Origin of the sequence: Nitrincola iocasae (assembly GCF_008727795.1) — a bacterium.
GTDB classification, from domain to species: Bacteria; Pseudomonadota; Gammaproteobacteria; order Pseudomonadales; family Balneatricaceae; genus Nitrincola; species Nitrincola iocasae.
On record NZ_CP044222.1, the window covers coordinates 2395821 to 2414905 of the forward strand.

At 51.0% G+C, this 19085-nt stretch carries 19 protein-coding genes; 3 read left to right on the top strand and 16 right to left on the bottom strand.

Going from position 1 to position 19085, the window contains the following annotated elements; translation table 11 throughout:
• Nucleotide 1: 1 nt before the first annotated feature.
• The 7 genes from cysT to aroC form a co-directional block, all read right to left on the bottom strand.
• On the bottom strand, nucleotides 2-859 hold the full coding sequence (cysT, locus tag F5I99_RS11055; protein WP_151055993.1) for a sulfate/thiosulfate ABC transporter permease CysT: 858 nt from the start codon (nucleotides 857-859) through the stop codon (nucleotides 2-4).
• Between the two features lie 22 nt (nucleotides 860-881).
• On the bottom strand, nucleotides 882-1892 hold the full coding sequence (cysP, locus tag F5I99_RS11060; protein WP_151055995.1) for a thiosulfate ABC transporter substrate-binding protein CysP: 1011 nt from the start codon (nucleotides 1890-1892) through the stop codon (nucleotides 882-884).
• Between the two features lie 145 nt (nucleotides 1893-2037).
• Nucleotides 2038-2601, bottom strand: a complete 564-nt coding sequence (locus F5I99_RS11065) for a hypothetical protein (protein WP_151055997.1) — start codon at nucleotides 2599-2601, stop codon at nucleotides 2038-2040.
• Between the two features lie 70 nt (nucleotides 2602-2671).
• Nucleotides 2672-3265, bottom strand: a complete 594-nt coding sequence (locus tag F5I99_RS11070; RefSeq protein ID WP_151055999.1) for a YitT family protein — start codon at nucleotides 3263-3265, stop codon at nucleotides 2672-2674.
• 203 nt (nucleotides 3266-3468) lie between these two features.
• A complete protein-coding gene (gene speE, locus F5I99_RS11075) occupies nucleotides 3469-4335 on the bottom strand; it encodes a polyamine aminopropyltransferase (protein ID WP_151056000.1) in 867 nt (288 codons plus the stop codon).
• Nucleotides 4332-4823: an adenosylmethionine decarboxylase gene (gene speD / locus F5I99_RS11080; RefSeq protein ID WP_151056002.1), complete on the bottom strand. Its 492-nt coding sequence runs from the start codon at nucleotides 4821-4823 to the stop codon at nucleotides 4332-4334. Before speD ends, speE begins: the two co-directional genes overlap by 4 nt.
• A gap of 4 nt (nucleotides 4824-4827) precedes the next feature.
• Nucleotides 4828-5919, bottom strand: coding sequence for a chorismate synthase (aroC, locus tag F5I99_RS11085; protein ID WP_151056004.1), 1092 nt, complete (start codon nucleotides 5917-5919; stop codon nucleotides 4828-4830).
• 91 nt (nucleotides 5920-6010) lie between these two features.
• On the opposite strand from aroC, the gene F5I99_RS11090 reads away from it, so the two are divergent.
• Nucleotides 6011-6574, top strand: coding sequence for a Smr/MutS family protein (locus F5I99_RS11090; protein ID WP_151056006.1), 564 nt, complete (start codon nucleotides 6011-6013; stop codon nucleotides 6572-6574).
• Nucleotide 6575: 1 nt separating this feature from the next.
• Here F5I99_RS11090 and F5I99_RS11095 read toward each other — a convergent pair whose 3' ends face one another.
• From F5I99_RS11095 to dinG, 7 genes are read right to left on the bottom strand one after another with little or no spacing between them, the layout of a single operon-like run.
• The gene (locus tag F5I99_RS11095) at nucleotides 6576-7427 is read right to left on the bottom strand and encodes a patatin-like phospholipase family protein (RefSeq protein ID WP_151056008.1); all 852 of its coding nucleotides are present in this window, start codon (nucleotides 7425-7427) and stop codon (nucleotides 6576-6578) included.
• Between the two features lie 3 nt (nucleotides 7428-7430).
• Nucleotides 7431-8297 carry a DUF4892 domain-containing protein gene (locus F5I99_RS11100; protein WP_151056010.1) on the bottom strand — a complete coding sequence of 289 codons (867 nt, stop codon included), beginning with the start codon at nucleotides 8295-8297 and terminating at the stop codon, nucleotides 7431-7433.
• Between the two features lie 8 nt (nucleotides 8298-8305).
• Nucleotides 8306-9181, bottom strand: a complete 876-nt coding sequence (locus F5I99_RS11105; protein WP_225307380.1) for an alpha/beta fold hydrolase — start codon at nucleotides 9179-9181, stop codon at nucleotides 8306-8308.
• Complete coding sequence (locus F5I99_RS11110; RefSeq protein WP_151056012.1) at nucleotides 9178-10239, bottom strand: NAD(P)H-dependent glycerol-3-phosphate dehydrogenase; 1062 nt, start codon at nucleotides 10237-10239, stop codon at nucleotides 9178-9180. The genes F5I99_RS11105 and F5I99_RS11110 overlap by 4 nt, the downstream gene beginning before the upstream one ends.
• A 36-nt stretch (nucleotides 10240-10275) precedes the next feature.
• A complete protein-coding gene (locus F5I99_RS11115) occupies nucleotides 10276-10506 on the bottom strand; it encodes a hypothetical protein (RefSeq protein ID WP_151056014.1) in 231 nt (76 codons plus the stop codon).
• A complete protein-coding gene (gene rhlB / locus F5I99_RS11120) occupies nucleotides 10506-12023 on the bottom strand; it encodes an ATP-dependent RNA helicase RhlB (protein WP_151056016.1) in 1518 nt (505 codons plus the stop codon). The genes F5I99_RS11115 and rhlB overlap by 1 nt, the downstream gene beginning before the upstream one ends.
• A gap of 47 nt (nucleotides 12024-12070) precedes the next feature.
• Nucleotides 12071-14212, bottom strand: coding sequence for an ATP-dependent DNA helicase DinG (gene dinG / locus F5I99_RS11125; RefSeq protein ID WP_225307381.1), 2142 nt, complete (start codon nucleotides 14210-14212; stop codon nucleotides 12071-12073).
• Between the two features lie 99 nt (nucleotides 14213-14311).
• Between dinG and lexA the strand changes: the two genes are divergently transcribed.
• Complete coding sequence (lexA, locus tag F5I99_RS11130; RefSeq protein WP_151056018.1) at nucleotides 14312-14926, top strand: transcriptional repressor LexA; 615 nt, start codon at nucleotides 14312-14314, stop codon at nucleotides 14924-14926.
• Nucleotides 14927-14950: 24 nt separating this feature from the next.
• On the opposite strand, the gene F5I99_RS11135 is transcribed toward lexA, so the two are convergent.
• Nucleotides 14951-15475 carry a DUF6586 family protein gene (locus tag F5I99_RS11135; protein ID WP_151056020.1) on the bottom strand — a complete coding sequence of 175 codons (525 nt, stop codon included), beginning with the start codon at nucleotides 15473-15475 and terminating at the stop codon, nucleotides 14951-14953.
• 53 nt (nucleotides 15476-15528) lie between these two features.
• Nucleotides 15529-18174: a type I DNA topoisomerase gene (gene topA / locus F5I99_RS11140; protein WP_151056021.1), complete on the bottom strand. Its 2646-nt coding sequence runs from the start codon at nucleotides 18172-18174 to the stop codon at nucleotides 15529-15531.
• A gap of 188 nt (nucleotides 18175-18362) precedes the next feature.
• Here topA and F5I99_RS11145 point away from each other — a divergent pair, with 188 nt between their 5' ends.
• The gene (locus tag F5I99_RS11145; RefSeq protein ID WP_151056023.1) at nucleotides 18363-19079 is read left to right on the top strand and encodes a DNA topoisomerase I; all 717 of its coding nucleotides are present in this window, start codon (nucleotides 18363-18365) and stop codon (nucleotides 19077-19079) included.
• Nucleotides 19080-19085: the final 6 nt, after the last annotated feature.

A 19085-nucleotide genomic window follows, 5' to 3' on the forward strand; every position in this document is an offset into this window, starting at 1 on the left:
TCTACCGCCCGTGTATACGGCGCAGATAATGCGCCTGCCAGATATTAATCAAAAACAACAGGATCAATGACGCTAACAAGACCACAGAGGCAATCGCACTGGCTGCAGCATAATCAAACTCCTGCAGACGGATAAAGATCATCAGACTGGTGATCTCGCTGACATAAGGCATATTCCCGGCAATAAAAATAACCGCGCCGAACTCTCCCAGGCTGCGCGTAAATGACAAAGCCACTCCTGTCAACAAAGCTGGCCAGAGCGTCGGAAAAACCACCCGGCGAAAGACCGTTAGATCAGATCCACCGATAGTAATCCCGGCTTCTTCGTCCTCTGGCGCCAGATCTTCCAGCACAGGCTGAACCGTCCGCACCACAAATGGCAGACTGGTAAACGACATCGCCACTATAATACCCAGTGGGGTATAGGCCACCTTGATTCCTGCTTCAGCCAGAATCGAACCATACCAACCATTTTCAGCAAACAAGGCCGACAAGGTGATACCGGCCACAGCCGTAGGCAATGCAAAGGGAAGATCCATTAACGCATCAACGATTCGCTTGCCCGGAAACTCATAACGCACCAACACCCAGGCCAGCAGCAGGCCAAACATACCATTGAACAGTGAAGCAATAGCTGCAGCCCAAAGTGTCACTTTGTAAGACGCTACAACTCGTGGATCACTGATTACCCCCCAATACTCTTGCCAGGACATACCAGCTGTTTGTACCAGTAATCCGGTAATCGGTAACATCAATACCAAGCTGATAAACAGTAATGAAATACCCATACTCAGCGCGAAGCCCGGTAAGACGCGCTTACCGGGAGTCAAAGTGATGAAAGGTGCTGCAGTTGTAGACATTGTCGGTCAGTCCTTAATCAACTCAGCGACGCTGCAGCTGATCCAGTTTGCCACCACTGGCAAAGTGTTCTGTCATAGCATTTTCCCAGCTACCAGCGATCTGCTCGATTGTCAGCAATTCCAACTCAGGGAAACGATCAGCAAACTCAGCTTTCACCACCTCATTGTGTACCCGATAGTTAAAACCGGCTAACAGACGCTGAGAGTCTTCAGAATAGAGTTCCTCCAGGTAAGCACGCGCCAGTTCAGTGTTGCCATTGCGCTCAGCATGCTGTTCGACAACAGCCACCGGAAACTCAGCCAAGAAGCTGACTTTAGGCACGACTACTTCAAATTCCTGTTCTGGGTATTGCGCCAGAATATTGTTCACTTCAGACTCAAAGGTCAGCAGTGCGTCACCCAGGCCACGCTCAACAAAGGTTGTAGTTGCGCCACGGCCACCGGTATCAAATACCGCCACACGGCTTAGAAAAGTTTTAATAAATTCGTCAATTTTTGCCTGATCATCGCCGAACTCCTGCTGCGCATAACCATAGGCTGCCAGATACGTGTATCGACCATTACCGGAGGTTTTGGGATTAGGTAATATGGTGCTGACATCATCACGCGCCAGATCGTCCCAGTTACTGATACCCTTGGGGTTACCTTTACGCACCAGATACGCCATGGTGGAGTAATAGGGAGAACTGGCATTGGGCAACTGACTGCGCCAATCTGCCGGTAACAAATTGCCGCGCTCATGCAGAATATCGACATCAGTGACCTGATTGTAGGTTACAACATCGGCACGTAATCCCTGAATAATGGCCTGGGCCTGACGTGAAGAGCCACCATGCGATTGACGAATTTCAATGCTGTTACCGGTTTTATCTTCCCAGTAGTCAGCAAAGTGCTCGTTATAGCTGGCAAACAGCTCCCGAGCGATGTCGTAAGAAGAATTCAGTAGTGAGTCATCGGCAGCCTGAGCCTGAGCAGCGGCAAACCCCAGGGTCAGGGCTGCGGCAAGCGTCTTAACGTTTTTTACCAGTGTCATAATATCTCCACATATTCTAGAAACGCATAAAAAGCATTTATCTATGGGTGAAGAGATTATATTAAGACAATGGTTATAACAATAATTTTATTTATAATATTTAGATATATGAAATTACGCCTTGTATCTATCTACCCACGCAACCCTAGCGAGGCTGCAGAATAGCACTGGTGATATCAATCACATCCAGTATTGTACCCTGCCCTTGCACTACCCGAACGATCTTATCCCCCAGCAGCAACAATTCTGTTTCATCCTGCTGATCTTGCGAGTAGCGGCCATAATCATTGGGTAAACGCACCCCCTGCCGGTAAATATCCGCAGACAACACCTCACCTCGTGCCAGCTTGTTCTGCCAGCCTGGTGGCAGGCTACCACCGCGGTCAAGCTTGCGTTGCAACCCAGGCGGCAGTGCACGCTGATTATAGGCCTGACGTGTCTCAGGAGCCGATAGACCGAAATACTCTTCCAGTACTCGGCCTATCAACCCTTCTGTTTCGGTGGATGTTAAGGCCGGTAGCAAGCCTTCTGAATCCCTGCTTTTATCACTCACGCGACCTTGTGATCCCCGTGAAGAAGACTCGCGTGCTGACTGCTCCCTTGCCCCATCTGACCGGCCACGCTCCTGCCCTGCCGGTGTAAAATCCGGTGGTGAAGCCCATACTGGTAGCACCACACCAGCCAACAGCAGTATCAGTAATGTTTTCATCCTAGATCTCCAAGCCGAATTAGCACTTGAGTATAGCGAGGAGGACTGAAGGTAAGCTGAATGATAAGCCTTAGCTGTGCGCCTGGACACGTGCCCACTCGGGCGGTCGATGGTAGCGACCCACGACTGAACACAAGGTCAAAAATGCCAGCAATGAATACATCAGACTGGTCATATCCACTACCATGACGGCCAACAGTAGCACCAGCGCATCACCAGCCAGAGTGGTTTTACTAGCATGAACACCCAGACGTCGCTCCAGATAAAGCGCAAGAATATTCAGGCCACCGAGTGACGCATTGTGACGAAACAGCAGAATCAGGCCAAAACCAACCAGCATTCCCCCCAATAGCGCAGAGAACAGCGGATCTATATCTATATGAATAAACAGTCGCATCAGCTCAGAGAGACCTGCAAGCATGGAGATACTGAAAAATGTTCTGACAGTGAAGTCTATACCCAGTGTATTCCAGGCAAGTAGATAAAATGGCAGGTTGAGCAGGAAGAACAATTGACCAAAGGAAAGTGGTGTCAGTTGCGTAAGAATCATACCGATCCCAGCCGTACCACTAATAAGCAGATTGGCAGCATTTAACAGATGCACACCCAGTGCAACGAGCAAACAGCCCTCAAACAAGGAGAGCCAGCGGTGAGTGGTACTCATGATACAACCTCTTTTGCATACTGACTTGTGGTCAATAAGGGTTCAAGTACCCGGCTTCTTGTGAAAGCCCAGGGTACAGATTCTTAGGGTAGTAAGAATCAAGCACGAATCATACCAGAGATGTTAAGATTGAAAAGTCTTTATTTTCAGATGATTAGAAATTTTATCTATTAATAAAATGCACCAAACACAGACATGGCGCACTAAAAAATAGCAGCATCAGGGGACAGTAAGGCCTGCATAAAGGCTGGCAAGGCAAACGCTGCTCGGTGCAGTGCTGGCGTATAGTAACGGCAAGTCAGTCCAGCGCGCTGATAACGCTCAGCCAGTGCCGCTTCATCCACCCAGCGTTTAGCGGCATCATCACAGCCCCAGGCCAACGCCATATTACCGCCGACATAGGTGGGTACGGACACAGTATAAAAGCTCTGATCAGTAAAATAAGGCCCCAGACGCTGACGGGTCATCTGCAACTCATCAGGCTGCATAAACACCACCCCGTTCTGTGCCACAAAAATGCCACCGGGTTTCAGCAAGCGCTTGCAACCAGCATAGAACTCACTGGAAAACAGCACCTCACCCGGGCCCACCGGATCTGTACAGTCGGATATGATTACATCAAAAGGGGCTGGCGTGGCAGTATTGACATAAGCAACACCGTCGGCAATCACTATCTCGGCACGGGGATCATCAAACGCCCCGGCTGAATGTCCAGGCAAGTATTCTTGGCATAGATCAATCACCGCCTGATCTATTTCGACCTGCACCACCTGTTCAACCTGCGGATGCTTGAGTACCTCGCGCAATATACCGCCATCACCGCCACCTATAATCAATACCCTTGTAGCCTGCCCATGCGCGAGTACAGGGACATGCACCATCATTTCATGATAGATGAACTCATCGCGCTCGGTGGTCTGCACGATGCCGTCAAGAGCCATGACCCGACCAAAAAAACGATTTTGAAAAATAATCAGATGCTGATGGTCGGTTTGCAATTCAAACAAACAGGTATCGATACTTAAAGTCTGGCCATAGCCATCACTAAGGGTTTCAGTAAAAGCTTTCATGGAGTAACGGCGGTATCCAGCGGCATACGGCCACGAATGAATTCTTTGACATCCACCCCCGTCGGAGTAAAGAAACGCTCCAGCACCGGCAGGGTCTTAGCGGGTTGGGCATCTCCGCACATAAACACATCAAACGCCGCAAACTGCCGTTCAGGCCAGGTATGCACGCTGATATGCGACTCAGCCAATACGGCCACGCCGGAAATACCACCATTGGGGGTAAAGTGGTGCAAATGAATATGCAGCAACGTTGCCCCCGCCGCTTCAACAGCCTCTCTCAAAGCCTCTTCCATATGATCCAGGCTATCAAGTATCTGCGCACCAAACAGGTCTATAATCAGGTGATTACCGGCAAATTCATAATCATCACGACGAATAAAGAAATCTTTACGATCGCGATGAGTTACAGCCGAACCCACAGGCCAGCTTCGCTGCTGTGACAGCGTGTTGAAATACGTCTGCGTGTCATTGATATCTTTAATGCTCATAGGCCTACTTTAGTGTCAACAAACTCGTTCTGACATCGGCATTCTGGCCACGATGCCTTAGCAAGTGATCCAGCAGGGTGATGGCCATCATGGCTTCGGCTATCGGCGTTGCCCGAATACCGACACAGGGATCGTGCCGTCCCTTGGTAACCACCTCAACGGCTTCACCACGGTTATTGATGCTGAGCCCCGGCAAGCGCATGCTGGAAGTCGGCTTCAAGGCAATATGGGCGATAACATCCTGCCCGGTTGATATACCTCCAAGGATACCACCTGCGTGGTTAGAGAGAAAACCTTCTGGTGTCATTTCATCCCGATGCTCAGTACCCTTTTGATTAACAACGGAAAATCCATCTCCTATTTCGACCCCCTTAACCGCGTTGATGCTCATCAGCGCGTGTGCCAGTTCGGCATCCAGACGATCGAAGACCGGCTCTCCGAGCCCTACAGGTACGCCAGACGCTACAACCGAAATTCTAGCCCCCACAGAGTTACCCTCCTTGCGCAGGGCATCCATATATTCAGCCATAGCTTCTGCAGCATCGGCATCCGGCGAAAAAAACGGATTGCGACTCACTTCATCCCAACTGAAACGCGCCGGATCAATACACACGGGCCCTAGCTGAGACAAATAGCCTCTAACCGAGACACCAAGCTGAGCTAATACCTGCTTGGCAATGGAGCCCGCCGCAACACGCATAGCGGTCTCACGCGCTGACGAACGACCACCACCACGGTAGTCACGAAAGCCGTATTTATGATCATAAACATAATCAGCATGGGCCGGTCGATAGGTATCTTTTATATCGGAATAATCTTTGGAACGCTGATCGGTATTCTCGATCAATAAACCGATAGGTGTACCCGTTGTTCGCCCCTCAAACACACCGGAAAGTATGCGCACCTGATCCGCCTCCCGCCGTTGTGTAGTATGGCGCGAAGTCCCGGGCTTACGGCGATCCAGATCCAGCTGCAGATCAGCCTCCGTCAGCGGGATACCCGGCGGACAACCATCTACGATGGCAGCCAGAGCGGGCCCGTGGCTTTCGCCACAGCTAGTCAGAGTAAAAAGCTTTCCGATGGTATTACCGGACATATTGTATATCCTGTTGTCATAAGCCAAGTTAATCGCTTAGCATTCACATGCAAGCAGCCGCCAATCTTAATAAAATAATGACCCAAACACCATGACAGAGTTTACCCCACCACCCGATGACCAAGATGATCTGGATTTTTCCACATTAATGAAAGGGGTTACTCCCCTGGAAAAAACACGCGCAGATTTAGGTCCAAAAACCACTCAGCGTGACGCATCGGTAGCCTACAGGCGCTTGATGGCAGCGCGTGAGCCGGAGCAATTCATCGACGGACTGTCAGCTGAAGCAACCGAGTTGGTCGAATCAGAGGATGATCTGTTGTTCGCCATACCTGGAGTTCAGATAGGACGGCTGAAACGCTTGCGTCAAGGTCATATACCCTGGGAACAAGGGCTGGACTTGCACGGTTTTAGCGTTGATCAGGCGCGCGACGAAGTCAGCCGCTTTATCCGCGATGCCGCCCGAGATAAAGCACGCTGTGTATTAATTGTGCATGGCAAGGCATTTACCCAGCCGGGCCAACCCGCGACGCTGAAGTCTTGTGTCAATGACTGGTTACGACAGATGCGTGATGTAGTAGCGTTTTGCTCAGCACAACCTAAGGAAGGTGGTACCGGGGCTGTGTATGTACTGCTGAAAGCACGCCCCAAATGACTCAACTGTATCTGTCTTCTGTGCCAAAATCGTCATAGTTGCGAGCTTCCAACTGATCTAACTGCTTGGCAGCGATACGCCAACCCAGATCAATCAACTCCGCCGCACGGTGGAACTCATGAAACCCGGCTAATGATTTAGGAATATGTATCACCATGTCGGGCGGGTAGCCTGCCACCTTGTAACGACTCAAAGCCCCCAGCATAACCTCCATAGAGCTCATGACTACACCCATACGACTCATGGTGCGTGCACTGCGGTCTGTGAGTAAGTGTCTGATACCAGGCATCACTGTATCAGACACTTCGTCATCACTGGCATTCAGGTCAACCGCCAGAATCAGATCGGCATTCACTGCAACCGTGGGTATGATGGGTAAAGGATTTAACACCCCACCATCAACCAGGATCTGCCCGGCTTTCTTAAACGGTGTAAACACCCCGGGTACGGCTGATGAGGCTCGAATAGCATCCAGTAAAGAGCCCTTCTGAAACCAAACTTCCTTCTGGCCACGTAGATCGGTAGCCACCGCCGTATAATGAAGTGACAGATCTTCGATGGCCGGATTGCCAATCAGGCTCTCTATGTGCTGAAACACCTTATCGCCACGAATAGTACCGCGTCTAAAGTGCAGATCCAGCAAACGGACCACATCCATCCAACGCAATTTGCTAACCCAATCACTGTAAGCCTGCAAGCCGCCAGCGGCATAGATGCCACCGACCAGGGCACCCATAGAACTTCCTGAAATTGAAACAATATCGTAGCCGCGTGAAACCAGTTGGTTTATCACCCCAATATGCGCGTAGCCACGCGCGCCACCGGCACCCAACACTAAGGACACACTCGGCATGCTTCAGTCCTGCAGACGGATAACGGTTAGGACTGATTCATGCTCACCGAGTACAGAGGGTACCAATGCCCCGACACCATAGACCGAGATTCGATCCCGATCTACCCCGGTATCCAGAAACAATGCTTCCAACTGCTGTGCCTCAGCATTACTTTCCGTCAGGCCAGTATCACCACTCGCCACGCGCTGATGCAGAACCAAACGCAACTGCCATGTCGGACGATCACTCATAAGCTGCAGTAGCTCAAGCACCCGATCATCTCGGGACAGCTGCCAGTCAGGCAAGATCACATAGCCCTGATTTTTAAGACGTTCTTGCCAGTGCGTATCGTTCTCAGAGCGAGCAGCCATCTCTTCAGAATGGATATAATCGACATGCAGGTACACACGTCCATTACCCCGCCTGACGCTATAGACCGCCATATGGCCTGTGGCTATTTCAGCGGCAAGATAGTTCTGCGTGCTATCTACACCCAATAGATTGGCATAAGCAAATACTTGATTTGCCCATAGATTGCTGGCACCACACTGACGTGATGAGCACTCGTAGAGTATCGAGGCACCAGCACGCAGCAGTTGATCGCGAACATGGTCGAAGCCCTGCTCCGGTGTGTTACCGGTAGCCAATTGCCATGTACGACGTATCAACTCGCCACTGAGTCGCATCTCATTTTGAGTTCTCAGTAGACCTTGAATACGGGCAATCTGGCTCAGCGGAAGCAGGTAGTCAGGCACATTTCGCTCTGTCTCATTTTCAAGAGTAGAGAGCGGATAGGGTTCAAACCAATCGGGTAACTGATCGGCTGCCATAGCCGAACCACTGATAAGCACAATAACGAGTACGAATATCCTGATTGAGCAATTGTGCATGGTAACTCCTAATTTATTTCGCTGTATCCACTGGCTGACGCGTTCAGGTGCCGAAGAATATGAGCGGTCAGAGGCTCCACACTTTCTTCATCCATATGAAAATGATGGCTGCCGGGCACACGTTCAACCTGTATAGAATCGATGCAAGCGGCCAGTTTATGGGTCTGTGGGGTCGCGATCCCCTGCTCCGCCAGACACAACAGCACTGGCACTTTGATTAATTTAAGAAATTCACACACTTGTGCTTCTGTTAACCTTAGCACAGATGGCAGAATCAAACAGGGATCTGTATGCCATTTCCACCCGGCCGATGACGGGGATAAAGCACGCTCCACTAACGCTTCGGCAGCAGCTCGGGAAACCGGGAAACGACTTCGCTCCCGGGCCACTACGGCATCATTAAAGGATGCATAATGCTTGACGTGTCGGCTGCCGATTCGATTGCGCTGTCGCAAGGCTTGTGCCATCTGGGCCGGCGCTTGCTCTGCGGCTGTAGTCATAGGTGCCAAACCATCTAGCAACACTAGTGAGCGCACCCGATCCGGTGCTATAGCCGCCAGCAGCGTCGCGATACCGGCGCCCATAGAATGGCCTAACAGATGAAAGTGGGCAAAGCCCTGCTGATCTGCCAGTGCCAGCAGGTCGGCCAGGTTATCCCAAATGTAATACGGAGTTGCTGCAGGTCGATGATCAGAGCGGCCATGCCCAGCAAGATCCGGGGCAACAATATGATAATTGCTGAGTTTGGGAGCAAGCCAGTTAAAACTGGCAGCATTATCCAGCCAGCCATGCAGCGCAATAACCGGCTCAGCTTGCTTGTCACCCCAACTTTGACCAGCCAGCTGCATGTGAGGCAAGGTAAAGCTGTATTGTGCGGGAATCACTGTACTTCTGTCTTTTGGGTGCCGGTAACAGCACATTCATGCCGGGGCAAGACAAATTCCACATCACTGCTCTGTACATTAACCATCATGTTGCGCGCTACTTCTGAAACGGGTGCGCCGGTAAAAACCACCTCATACAAACCACTGACCAGTGGCATATAGATATCCATCTCAGCGGCTTTGTCACGCACCTGACGCAGGGTATTGACCCCTTCAGCTACCTCGCCCAGTGCCGAGACAGCTTCATCAAGAGTTTTTCCCTCGCCCAGTGCATAACCCACGCGGTAATTACGACTCAGGGGAGACATGCAGGTCACAATCAGGTCACCCACACCCGCCAACCCTAAAAACGTCATGGGATTAGCACCCATGGAAACCGCAAAACGGCTCATTTCTGCCAGGGAGCGGGTCATCAGCATGCTTTTGGTATTTTCGCCCATGCCTAGAGCGGCGCTCATACCGGCAGCAATAGCATAAATATTTTTCAGGGTACCGCCGAGTTCGACACCATAGGTATCCGTGCTGGCATATACCCGAAAGTAAGGACTGTGGAGTAATTGCTGAATACGGGTACGCAGGGCTTCATCCTGACTGGCGATCACCGTAGCCGTCAATTGGCGCTTGGCGATTTCTTTAGCCAGATTTGGGCCACTGAGCACCCCGATACGCGCCCCAGGTACCTCAGCAGTGATGATTTCACTCATCAGGCTAAAGCTTTCCATTTCAATACCCTTGGTGGTGCTAACCAGTATTTGCTCAGGATTTAACCATTCTACAGCCTGACGCAATACACTGCGAAAGGCATGACTGGGAATGGAGATAAAAACCACTTCAGCCCCTTGCAAGGCATACTGCAGATCAGCGGTGGCCTCAAGACTTTCTGCTAACGGATAATCAGGCACATAGCGCGGGTTACAACGCTCTGCATTAATCTGGTCAGCACGCGCGGCATCTCGCATCCAGAAACGCACTGGCAGACCTTTCTCCGCTACCATATTGGCGATCACGGTACCAAAACTTCCGCCCCCGAGGACGGCGATATGTGTCGATTGACTCACGTGACTCTCCGTAAAACGCTAATTTCCGTAAAACGCTTATTTCCGATGCTGCTTGTCCAGACTATCAAGCAAGCGATCCACCAGCCTGAATACCAGGCTGATTATACCAAAAGACAACACTGCCACGACTAGAAAAGCCAATAACAATTTCGGATCGCCAGTACGCTGAAACCCGGCCACACCCACTACAGCAAATAAAGCACTGACAATAATGCCCAGCAGGTTCCTGATTTTTCGCGTGCGATGCTTATCCTGCTGTTCCATCATTAATCCATCTTTTTCTGCTGGGTATCAGTGGTATCTGATACGCCTTGGATATTAACTTCAGCGAGTAGATCTTTCTGCTCTGGCTGTTCAGGTTTAAGCTCCTGCGCAGACTCCTCAACCTCATCTGCAGCAGCAACGTCATCCTGGATTTCTGCCTGAGTCTGTACAGCACTCTCAGCTTGTGGCGGATGCGCAGACAGATCTTCCAGCAGAGCGGCATCGGGGTGAATACACTCCAGTTTCACCCCCGTTCCAGCTTCAACTTCCGGAATCATGAACGAGTCGTTTTCACAGGCAAAGGCGATGGACGTACCACTTGCACCAGCGCGCCCCGTACGACCGATGCGGTGCACATAGTCATCCGGATCTTCCGGTAACTGATAGTTGATCACATGGCTGACACCATCAATATGAATACCTCGCCCGGCCACATCAGTAGCGACCAACACTTCAATTTTGCCGCTACGGAAATCATCCATGGTTTTCATCCGCTTGTTCTGAGGAATCTCACCGGACATCAATGCCGACTTGACGCCATCACGACGCAGCTTCTCAGCCAGATCACGGGCTTCATGGCGGCGGTTACAAAACACAATTGCCCGCTCAACATTGTTGATGCGCAGATAGTTACGCAACAGTTTGAACTTGTCTGCAGCCGACACCAGAAACACCTTCTGACTGATGTTATCGGTGACCTGTGATTCGGATTCTATCTCGATCTGAACCGGATCCACTGTCCACTGCCGGGCCAGTTGCATAATTTCTTCAGAGAAAGTCGCACTGTATAACAGTGTTTGACGCTCCGGACCTTTGCGCGGAGTATGGCGAATAATTGTGCGCACATCCGGGATAAAGCCCATACTCAGCATCCGGTCGGCTTCATCCAGCACCAGCACTTCCACATGGTAAAGATCCACATCTTTGGAACGCACAAAATCGATCAGGCGACCGGGGGTGGCTACCAGAATATCGACCGGGGCTTTTGCCAGGGCTTTACGCTGCTTATCGAAGTCCATACCGCCAACCAGCGACACCACCGACATACCGGCATAACGCACCAGACCTTCGGCATCAGCCGCAATCTGCAACGCCAGTTCTCGCGTAGGTGCGATAATCAGTGCACGAGGTTCAGCCAGCTTACGCGGCTCAGGCAAGGGGAAATCCAGCAAATCGGTAATAATCCCCATCAGGAAGGAAGCAGTTTTTCCAGTCCCGGTCTGCGCTTTGGCAATCAAATCCTTGCCTTCAAGCGCCTGTTCAATCGTGGCAGCCTGTATCGGCGTGCAATATTCAAACCCAAGATCAGCGATAGCATGCATCAGATCATCAGGGAGATTGAAATCATGAAAACGTTTCTTGTCGGCAACAGCAGGCACAACAAACTCACTGGGTGACCAGCTTTTCTTGCGGCTATTGCCACGACTGTCCCGACGCTTGCGGCGCGGCTTGCGTTCTGCATTACCGCTTGAGGGCTGCTCGTTTGGGGTTTCAGTCTGTGTCTGTGCTTCTGTATTCAAGTGAGTACCTTTTGATTACTGATCAATTGCTGCTATATCTTACCCTGTCAGAACACCTGTCGGAAAGGTGGCAAGGCATTCAGAATTTGACGACCATAAAATTTTCCGGTCAAACGGCGATCCAGAATCACCACCCGACCACGATCCTGCTCAGTGCGCAATAACCTTCCCACCGCCTGGGTCAAGCGCATCGACGCTGCCGGTACCGTCCACTCAACAAACGGGTTGCCACCCTGCTGCTCAATCCATTCGGACATAGTGGCATCAACCGGGTCATCCGGTACACTGAAGGGCAATTTGGTAATAATCACATCGGTGAGATACGCCCCGGGAAGATCGACCCCTTCGGCGAAGGAGGCCAGACCAAACAAGCTGCTGGGCTGACCGGCATCAATGCGTTCCCGGTGTTGTTGCAGCATGGCAGATTTGGAGCTGCTGCCCTGCGCCGTCACTCGCGTTTTCAGGGAGGCATCTAATTGGTCCAACACACTGAGCATCTGCTTCCACGAACTGAACAGTATCAATGAAGCCTGTATCCCTGGCAATTCGCGATTCAGATACTCGGCCACCTCATCGGTATGCTCGTTTGCCCGCCCGGGATCTGAGCGCATCACCGGTATTTCCAGAACCGCTGAATTAAAATAATCAAATGGGCTGGCCAACTGTTCGCAGGGCGTCGACTCGGGCAGTCCCAGCGTGGCCTTCAGGCGATCAAAGCGCCCCAGTGCTGTCAGTGTGGCTGACGTAACCAGTGCGCCGAAACATACATCCCAAAGATGCTCCTGCAGCGTTGCAGCCACAGAGACCGGACTGCTGCAGCACTCATAGTCCCGCCCGGCCAGCGTATCTTGCAAGACTACCCAGCGCGCAGTAGGACTCACTCCTGGCTCATCCGGACGAGCAAAACTACCCGCCAGCCAATGCATTTGCTGTAACCGATTGATCAGAAAGCCCAGCTGTGGATAGAATGCTTCCGCCTGAGAGCGTTCTATATCGTCCAGATTGCCTTCCAACGCTTCCTTAAGCAGCGCCGCCAACTGTTCCAGCTGCATCAGAATACGTTGACTGCACTGGGCAGTTTCATTTGCAGGCGACAACCAGGATTCCGGCTGACGACCTCCGGCAAAGCGCACTCTCGGGGTACGACCTCGATCATCTTGAAATTGTAGGGCTTCTGCCAGATTTTTCATGCCATCCAGTGCCAGCAGCAGATCAGCAACAGGTTGATGCAGCTTGACTACCAGATCATCCAGATACGCAGAAGAGCACTGCCCGGCAAACTGCTGCAGTTTTTTCTCCATGCCGCCGATCAGACGCAGTGCGGCATTCAAGCGCAAACTGTAGGAAAAATGACCGCCAGCCTTATCGGCAAGATGATGCCCTTCATCAAAAATATACAAGGATGAGGATGGCTCCGGCAGAATGGCGCCCCCGCCGAGGGAAAGATCGGCCAGCACCAGATCATGATTGGCAATGATGAGATCCGCATCACCCATCTGTTCACGTGCACGATAAAACGGGCAAACACTGAAATTGATGCAGCGGCGGTTGCTGCACTGCATATGGTCACTGGTCAGATGCCCCCAGGTTTCATCGGAGGGTGCCGCATCCAGTCGGTCGCGATCACCATCCCATTTGCCCTCAGCATACTGTTGCATTAATCCCCTGACCGCATTCACCACGCCAGGTTCGATAACGCGCGCCTGTTCGTCTTCATAAAGCGCCATTTGACCCTGCGTCCCCTGATCGTCCAGGAGTTGTTCAGCTTTATTGAGGCAGAGGTAACGCCCGCGACCTTTGGCCAGACTATAGCTGAAGCTCAATCCGGCATGGCTTTCCAGTTCAGGCAGATCCTTGTCGGTGAGTTGCTCCTGCAGCGCCACAGTGGCGGTGGATACAATCAGTTTCAGGCCCCGCTGCTTGGCAATGGGTAACACCGCCAGCAAGTAAGCAATGGTTTTGCCAGTCCCTGTACCCGCCTCGACAGCGATCAAATGGGACTCACCTAACCGCTTGCCTTTCTCATCCGCACGGATAGCCCCCAGCACTCGAGCCACAGCGGCAATCATCTGCTTCTGTGCCGGACGGGCTTTTAACCCACGACTGTCGAGAAAACGACTGTAGGCTGTTTGTATCTCTTTTTTTAGTGACGCTTCCAGCAAGCGAAGATCCTCTGTTATTTCAGCCATCTATTTTATCAAAATCTACGTCAATCAGACACAACAGACTTGACGTAGCGACAATACTGTACAAAAATGCAGTTACTGTACACAAAAACAGGTTATAAAATGAAACTTACAGCGCGTCAATCACAAGTACTTGACTGTATTCGCCGCCATATCGAATCCACTGGCTACCCACCCACGCGCGCCGAAATCGCACGCGAGCTGGGATTCAAGTCCGCCAATGCAGCAGAAGAACACCTTAAAGCCTTGCAGCGAAAAGGTGCGATAGAGATGATTCAGCACACCTCTCGAGGGATACGCTTGCCTGAAGAACCCATCAATGATCCAGAGGAAACCGGCCTCCCCTTAGTTGGTTCTGTAGCGGCAGGCTCGCCGATCCTGGCATTGGAGCATATCGAAGAGCGCTGCAATATTGCCCCGGATTTCTTCCATCCCCCGGCTAACTACCTGCTTCGTGTGCGCGGCATGAGCATGAAGAATATCGGTATTATGGACGGTGATTTACTGGCTGTGCACCAAACCCAGGAGATACGCAATGGCCAGGTTGTAGTCGCCAGAATCGGTGATGAAGTGACAGTTAAGCGATTCCAGCGCGAGGGCAGCAAAGTCAGCCTGATCGCTGAAAACGAAGAGTTCAGTCCAATCGAGCTGGACCTGACTCAGGACGAGTTGATCATTGAAGGGCTCGGTGTGGGTGTTATTCGCCAACAGAGCTAAACTTGCGTCAAACTGCAGGAGTGCTCACCACTCCTGCATACCCTCTCTGAGTCGATCAACTAACTGACGCATGCTCCCCAGCCAGACCTGATACTCAGTATAAACATCCTGATCTTCAGCATGATCCGGATTAACCTGCATCACGTGAATTTCTGAGAGACTTGAAGAAGCCGAAGACTGTTCGCGTTTATCTATAGCTATCCAGCAAGCAGCATAAGCTCTGAGCAACTTATGCAGCCAGCTGTCCTGACGCGCTTCCAATTGTTGCAATTCATTTAACTCAGGCGATTCATACCCAGCCTTTTCAAACCCCAGAGCTAAATCTGCCAAGCCAACAATAGTCTCAGTTTCCACACTGTAACGCTCAGCTACTTCGCGCAACAACGCACTGTAAGTAGATGACAAATGAAACAGTACCGACTCCTGATAGGATTCAATTAACGCATGTTTACTCCAGGCCGATGAATTCTGAGCATTCTTCAGCGCATCCAGATGCAATCTGGCAAAATTCAACTTCTGGTTAGTACGGGCCAGGTACACTTCACTCATATCAACCCCTCCAGGGTTTGCTCTGGGATATTTGCTTTAAGACTATCGCTGTATCAAGATTTGGAAACACGCTTTTTGGCTTGCTCGACTGTCCAATTGCCTCTGTCGTAAAAAGCACGCCAACCGGTTGCTTTACCTTCTTTCTCAGTCATTACATACTGTTCTTTGGTTTTGCGGCTATAGCGAACAATAGTCGGGTTACCCTCCTCATCCTGAACAGGTGCGGTTAACAGAAAGTGATACTTTGGATCAATTTCGGCTTTATGCGGTAACAGCTCACTGACGAAAGGCGCACGCGTTTCACGCTTTTTCGGAAACTGACTGGCAGCCAAAAACAAGCCACTGGCACCATCTCTCAGTACGTAGGTGTCATCCACCTTCTCACACTGCAGTTCAGGCATTGCAACTGGATCCATTTTAGGCGGGGCCGCTTCACCACTACGTAAAAGTTTACGAGTATTTTTACATTCTGAATTGGTGCAACCAAAAAACTTACCGAAGCGACCGGTTTTTAACTGCATATCAGAACCGCATTTATCACATTCAATGGTAGGCCCATCGTAGCCTTTGATCCTGAAGCTACCCTGCTCCACTTCATAACCTGGACAGTCTGGGTTGTTACCACAAATATGCAACTTGCGCTTTTCATCCAGCAAGTAAGAGTCCATCGCCGTACCACACAGTTTACAACGGTGCTTATTACGCAGTATACGCGACTCGGCCTCTTCATCGGCATCTGCACTGACCACCTCATCACCGGAAATCAGGTTGATGGTGCATTTGCAGCGCTCCTTAGGCGGTAACGAATAGCCGGAACAACCCAAAAACACCCCCGTACTACCGGTACGAATCATCATCTTGCGGCCGCAATCCGGGCAATCGATATCAGTCGGCGTGGGGGCGTTGGGGCGCATACCCGCTTCCGGGTCTTGAGCCTGTTCCAGATCCTGGACAAAGTCTTTATAAAATTTGTCCAGCAAGGCTTTCCAATCCAGATCGCCACGTGCGACTTCATCCAGATATTCTTCCATTCGCGCGGTGAAGCTATAGTCCATTAGATCTGAAAAGCTTTCACTCAGGCGTTCTGTCACAATATCGCCCATTTTACAGGCATAGAAACGCCGCCCCTGGACTTCGACATAACCACGATCCTGAATAGTGGAAATAATCGCCGCATAGGTTGAAGGCCGACCAATGCCGCGTTTCTCCAACTCTTTAACCAGGCTTGCCTCGGTATAGCGCGGAGACGGACGGGTAAAGTGCTGTTTCGGCTCGAGCCCCTGCAACGATAAGGTATCGCCCTCTTTCAGGTCTGGCAGAATCACATCTTCATCATTTTTGCCGCGCGCTGGCAATACCCGTGTATAACCGTCAAACCGCAAAATTCGACCTTTCACAGCCAGCTCGAAATCACTGGCGCGCACGGTAATCCGGGTACTGGTATAGAGTGCTGGCGTCATCTGACAGGCCAGGAATTGCCGCCGAATCAGGTCATACAGACGCTCAGCATCAGACTCCATACCGCTCAGTGTATCGGCGGTTTGATTAACATCTGAGGGACGTATCGCCTCATGCGCTTCCTGTGCGCCCTCTTTGCTGCTGTAGCGTATCGGCTGCTCCGGCAAGTAACGCTCACCAAATTGATCCAGAATATAGTCACGACAGGTAGCGACTGCTTCCTCGCTCAAGTTGGTTGAGTCGGTTCGCATGTAAGTGATATAGCCGGCTTCATACAAGCGCTGCGCCATCATCATGGTTTTCTTGACCCCAAAACCCAGTCGGGTACTGGCGGCCTGTTGCAGTGTCGAGGTAATGAAGGGTGCAGACGGTTTGCTGCTGGTGGCACGATCTTCCCGACCGGTAATACGGTAATCAGCGCTCTTCAGCAGCGCCAGCAGCTTGTCGGTTTCATCTTTGGAGGTCGGGCGAAAAGCCTTTTCACCCTGACGCATCACCTGCAGCCTCAGGGATTCACCGCTTTCGCTGATCGTAGAGGCGAACACTTCCCAGTATTCTTCAGGAATAAACGCACGAATTTCACGCTCACGATCAACCACCAGGCGTACCGCAACTGACTGAACACGGCCAGCCGACAAGCCCCGGGCCACCTTTTCCCACAAGAGTGGCGACACCATATAACCCACCACCCGATCAAGAAAACGCCGTGCCTGCTGTGCATTAACACGACTCATGGCCAGATCACCTGGCTCTTTGAAAGCTTCCTTGATGGCTTTTTTGGTTATTTCATTAAAGACTACCCGCTTAAAGCGACTATCATCACCACCTATGGCTTCGCGCAAGTGCCAGGCTATCGCTTCCCCTTCGCGGTCCAAATCCGTTGCCAGATAGATTTCATCAGCATTGGCGGCCAGCTTCTTCAGCTCATCTACCACCTTTTCTTTACCCGGCAAAATTTCGTAGCGAGCCGCCCATCCCTGTTCAGGGTCGATCCCCATACGCCGGATCAATTGCTCCCGCGCTTTGGTTTTCTTGTAAGCCGCTTTGGCTTCATCAGACAGTTTGCGCGTCTGCGCTGCCAAACGTGCACGCTCTTTGGGATCGGTAGTGCCACCACTACCGCTGGTCGGCAGGTCTCGAATATGACCCACACTGGATTTCACCACATACTGGCTACCAAGGTATTTATTGATAGTGCGAGCCTTGGCCGGTGACTCCACGATAACGAGGGTTTTACCCATTGAATCTGTTCCTTTATGTCGCTGTGCGCCGGAAAATATCGTGCATATATAAGTGTTGAGTTGAGCGGGGTCAAGTTAAACTGTCTTATCAATACGGTTTATCTTTACAAAAAAGTTGCCATAATAGAGCTAAATCGCTCTGTAAAAGCGCTTTTTTACGATTTCTCTATACCAGAGTGCCAAAGCTGATGCTGAGTGACAACCTCATTTACGTTTTTCTGATTGCAGCACTGGGCTTAGCTGCCTTGTCGGTGAACTATGTCATCACCTCCAGAGAAAAATACAAAGAAACCCGCAACGCCCGCCTAAAATGGCTAAAAGAGCAATCAGAACATACACTTAATTCGCTGGCGGTACTGAAAGAGATCAACTGCAGGGGAGACATTACTGACAAGCTCAACCAGCATGCGCTGTCACTGATTGAAGAGATCGGCGTGCTTGCGCCCGACTCTGAACTCATGACAGATGTCAGTAAAATCAAAGACACTACCGATAGAACGCGCCCCAAGCAAGAACCATTCAATAACGACAGAGCGGTCAGAAAAGCACAGATTTATATAAATTTTGCTGAAAAACTGATTATCGATATGGCCAATAAAGGCAAAATGACGCCACAACTGGCCCATACCTATCAGCAAGAGCTTTACTGGCTGAATATTTCCATGGTTGCCGATGCACATATCACTCAAGGACGTACACTGATGCAGCAGGGTGACAAACTGGGCGCCTTGTCACACTACAAACATGCCAAAGCAATTCTGGTAAGAGCGGCCGTACCGCAACGTCAGAAACAGGATAGACTGAAACCGGTACAAGAGTTAATTGACCAACTGCAGCCTAAACGCGATTTTGGTCCAGGCGCGCTGGCAGACTCTATTGACGCCTATCTCAATGATCCCAACTAGGCCGTA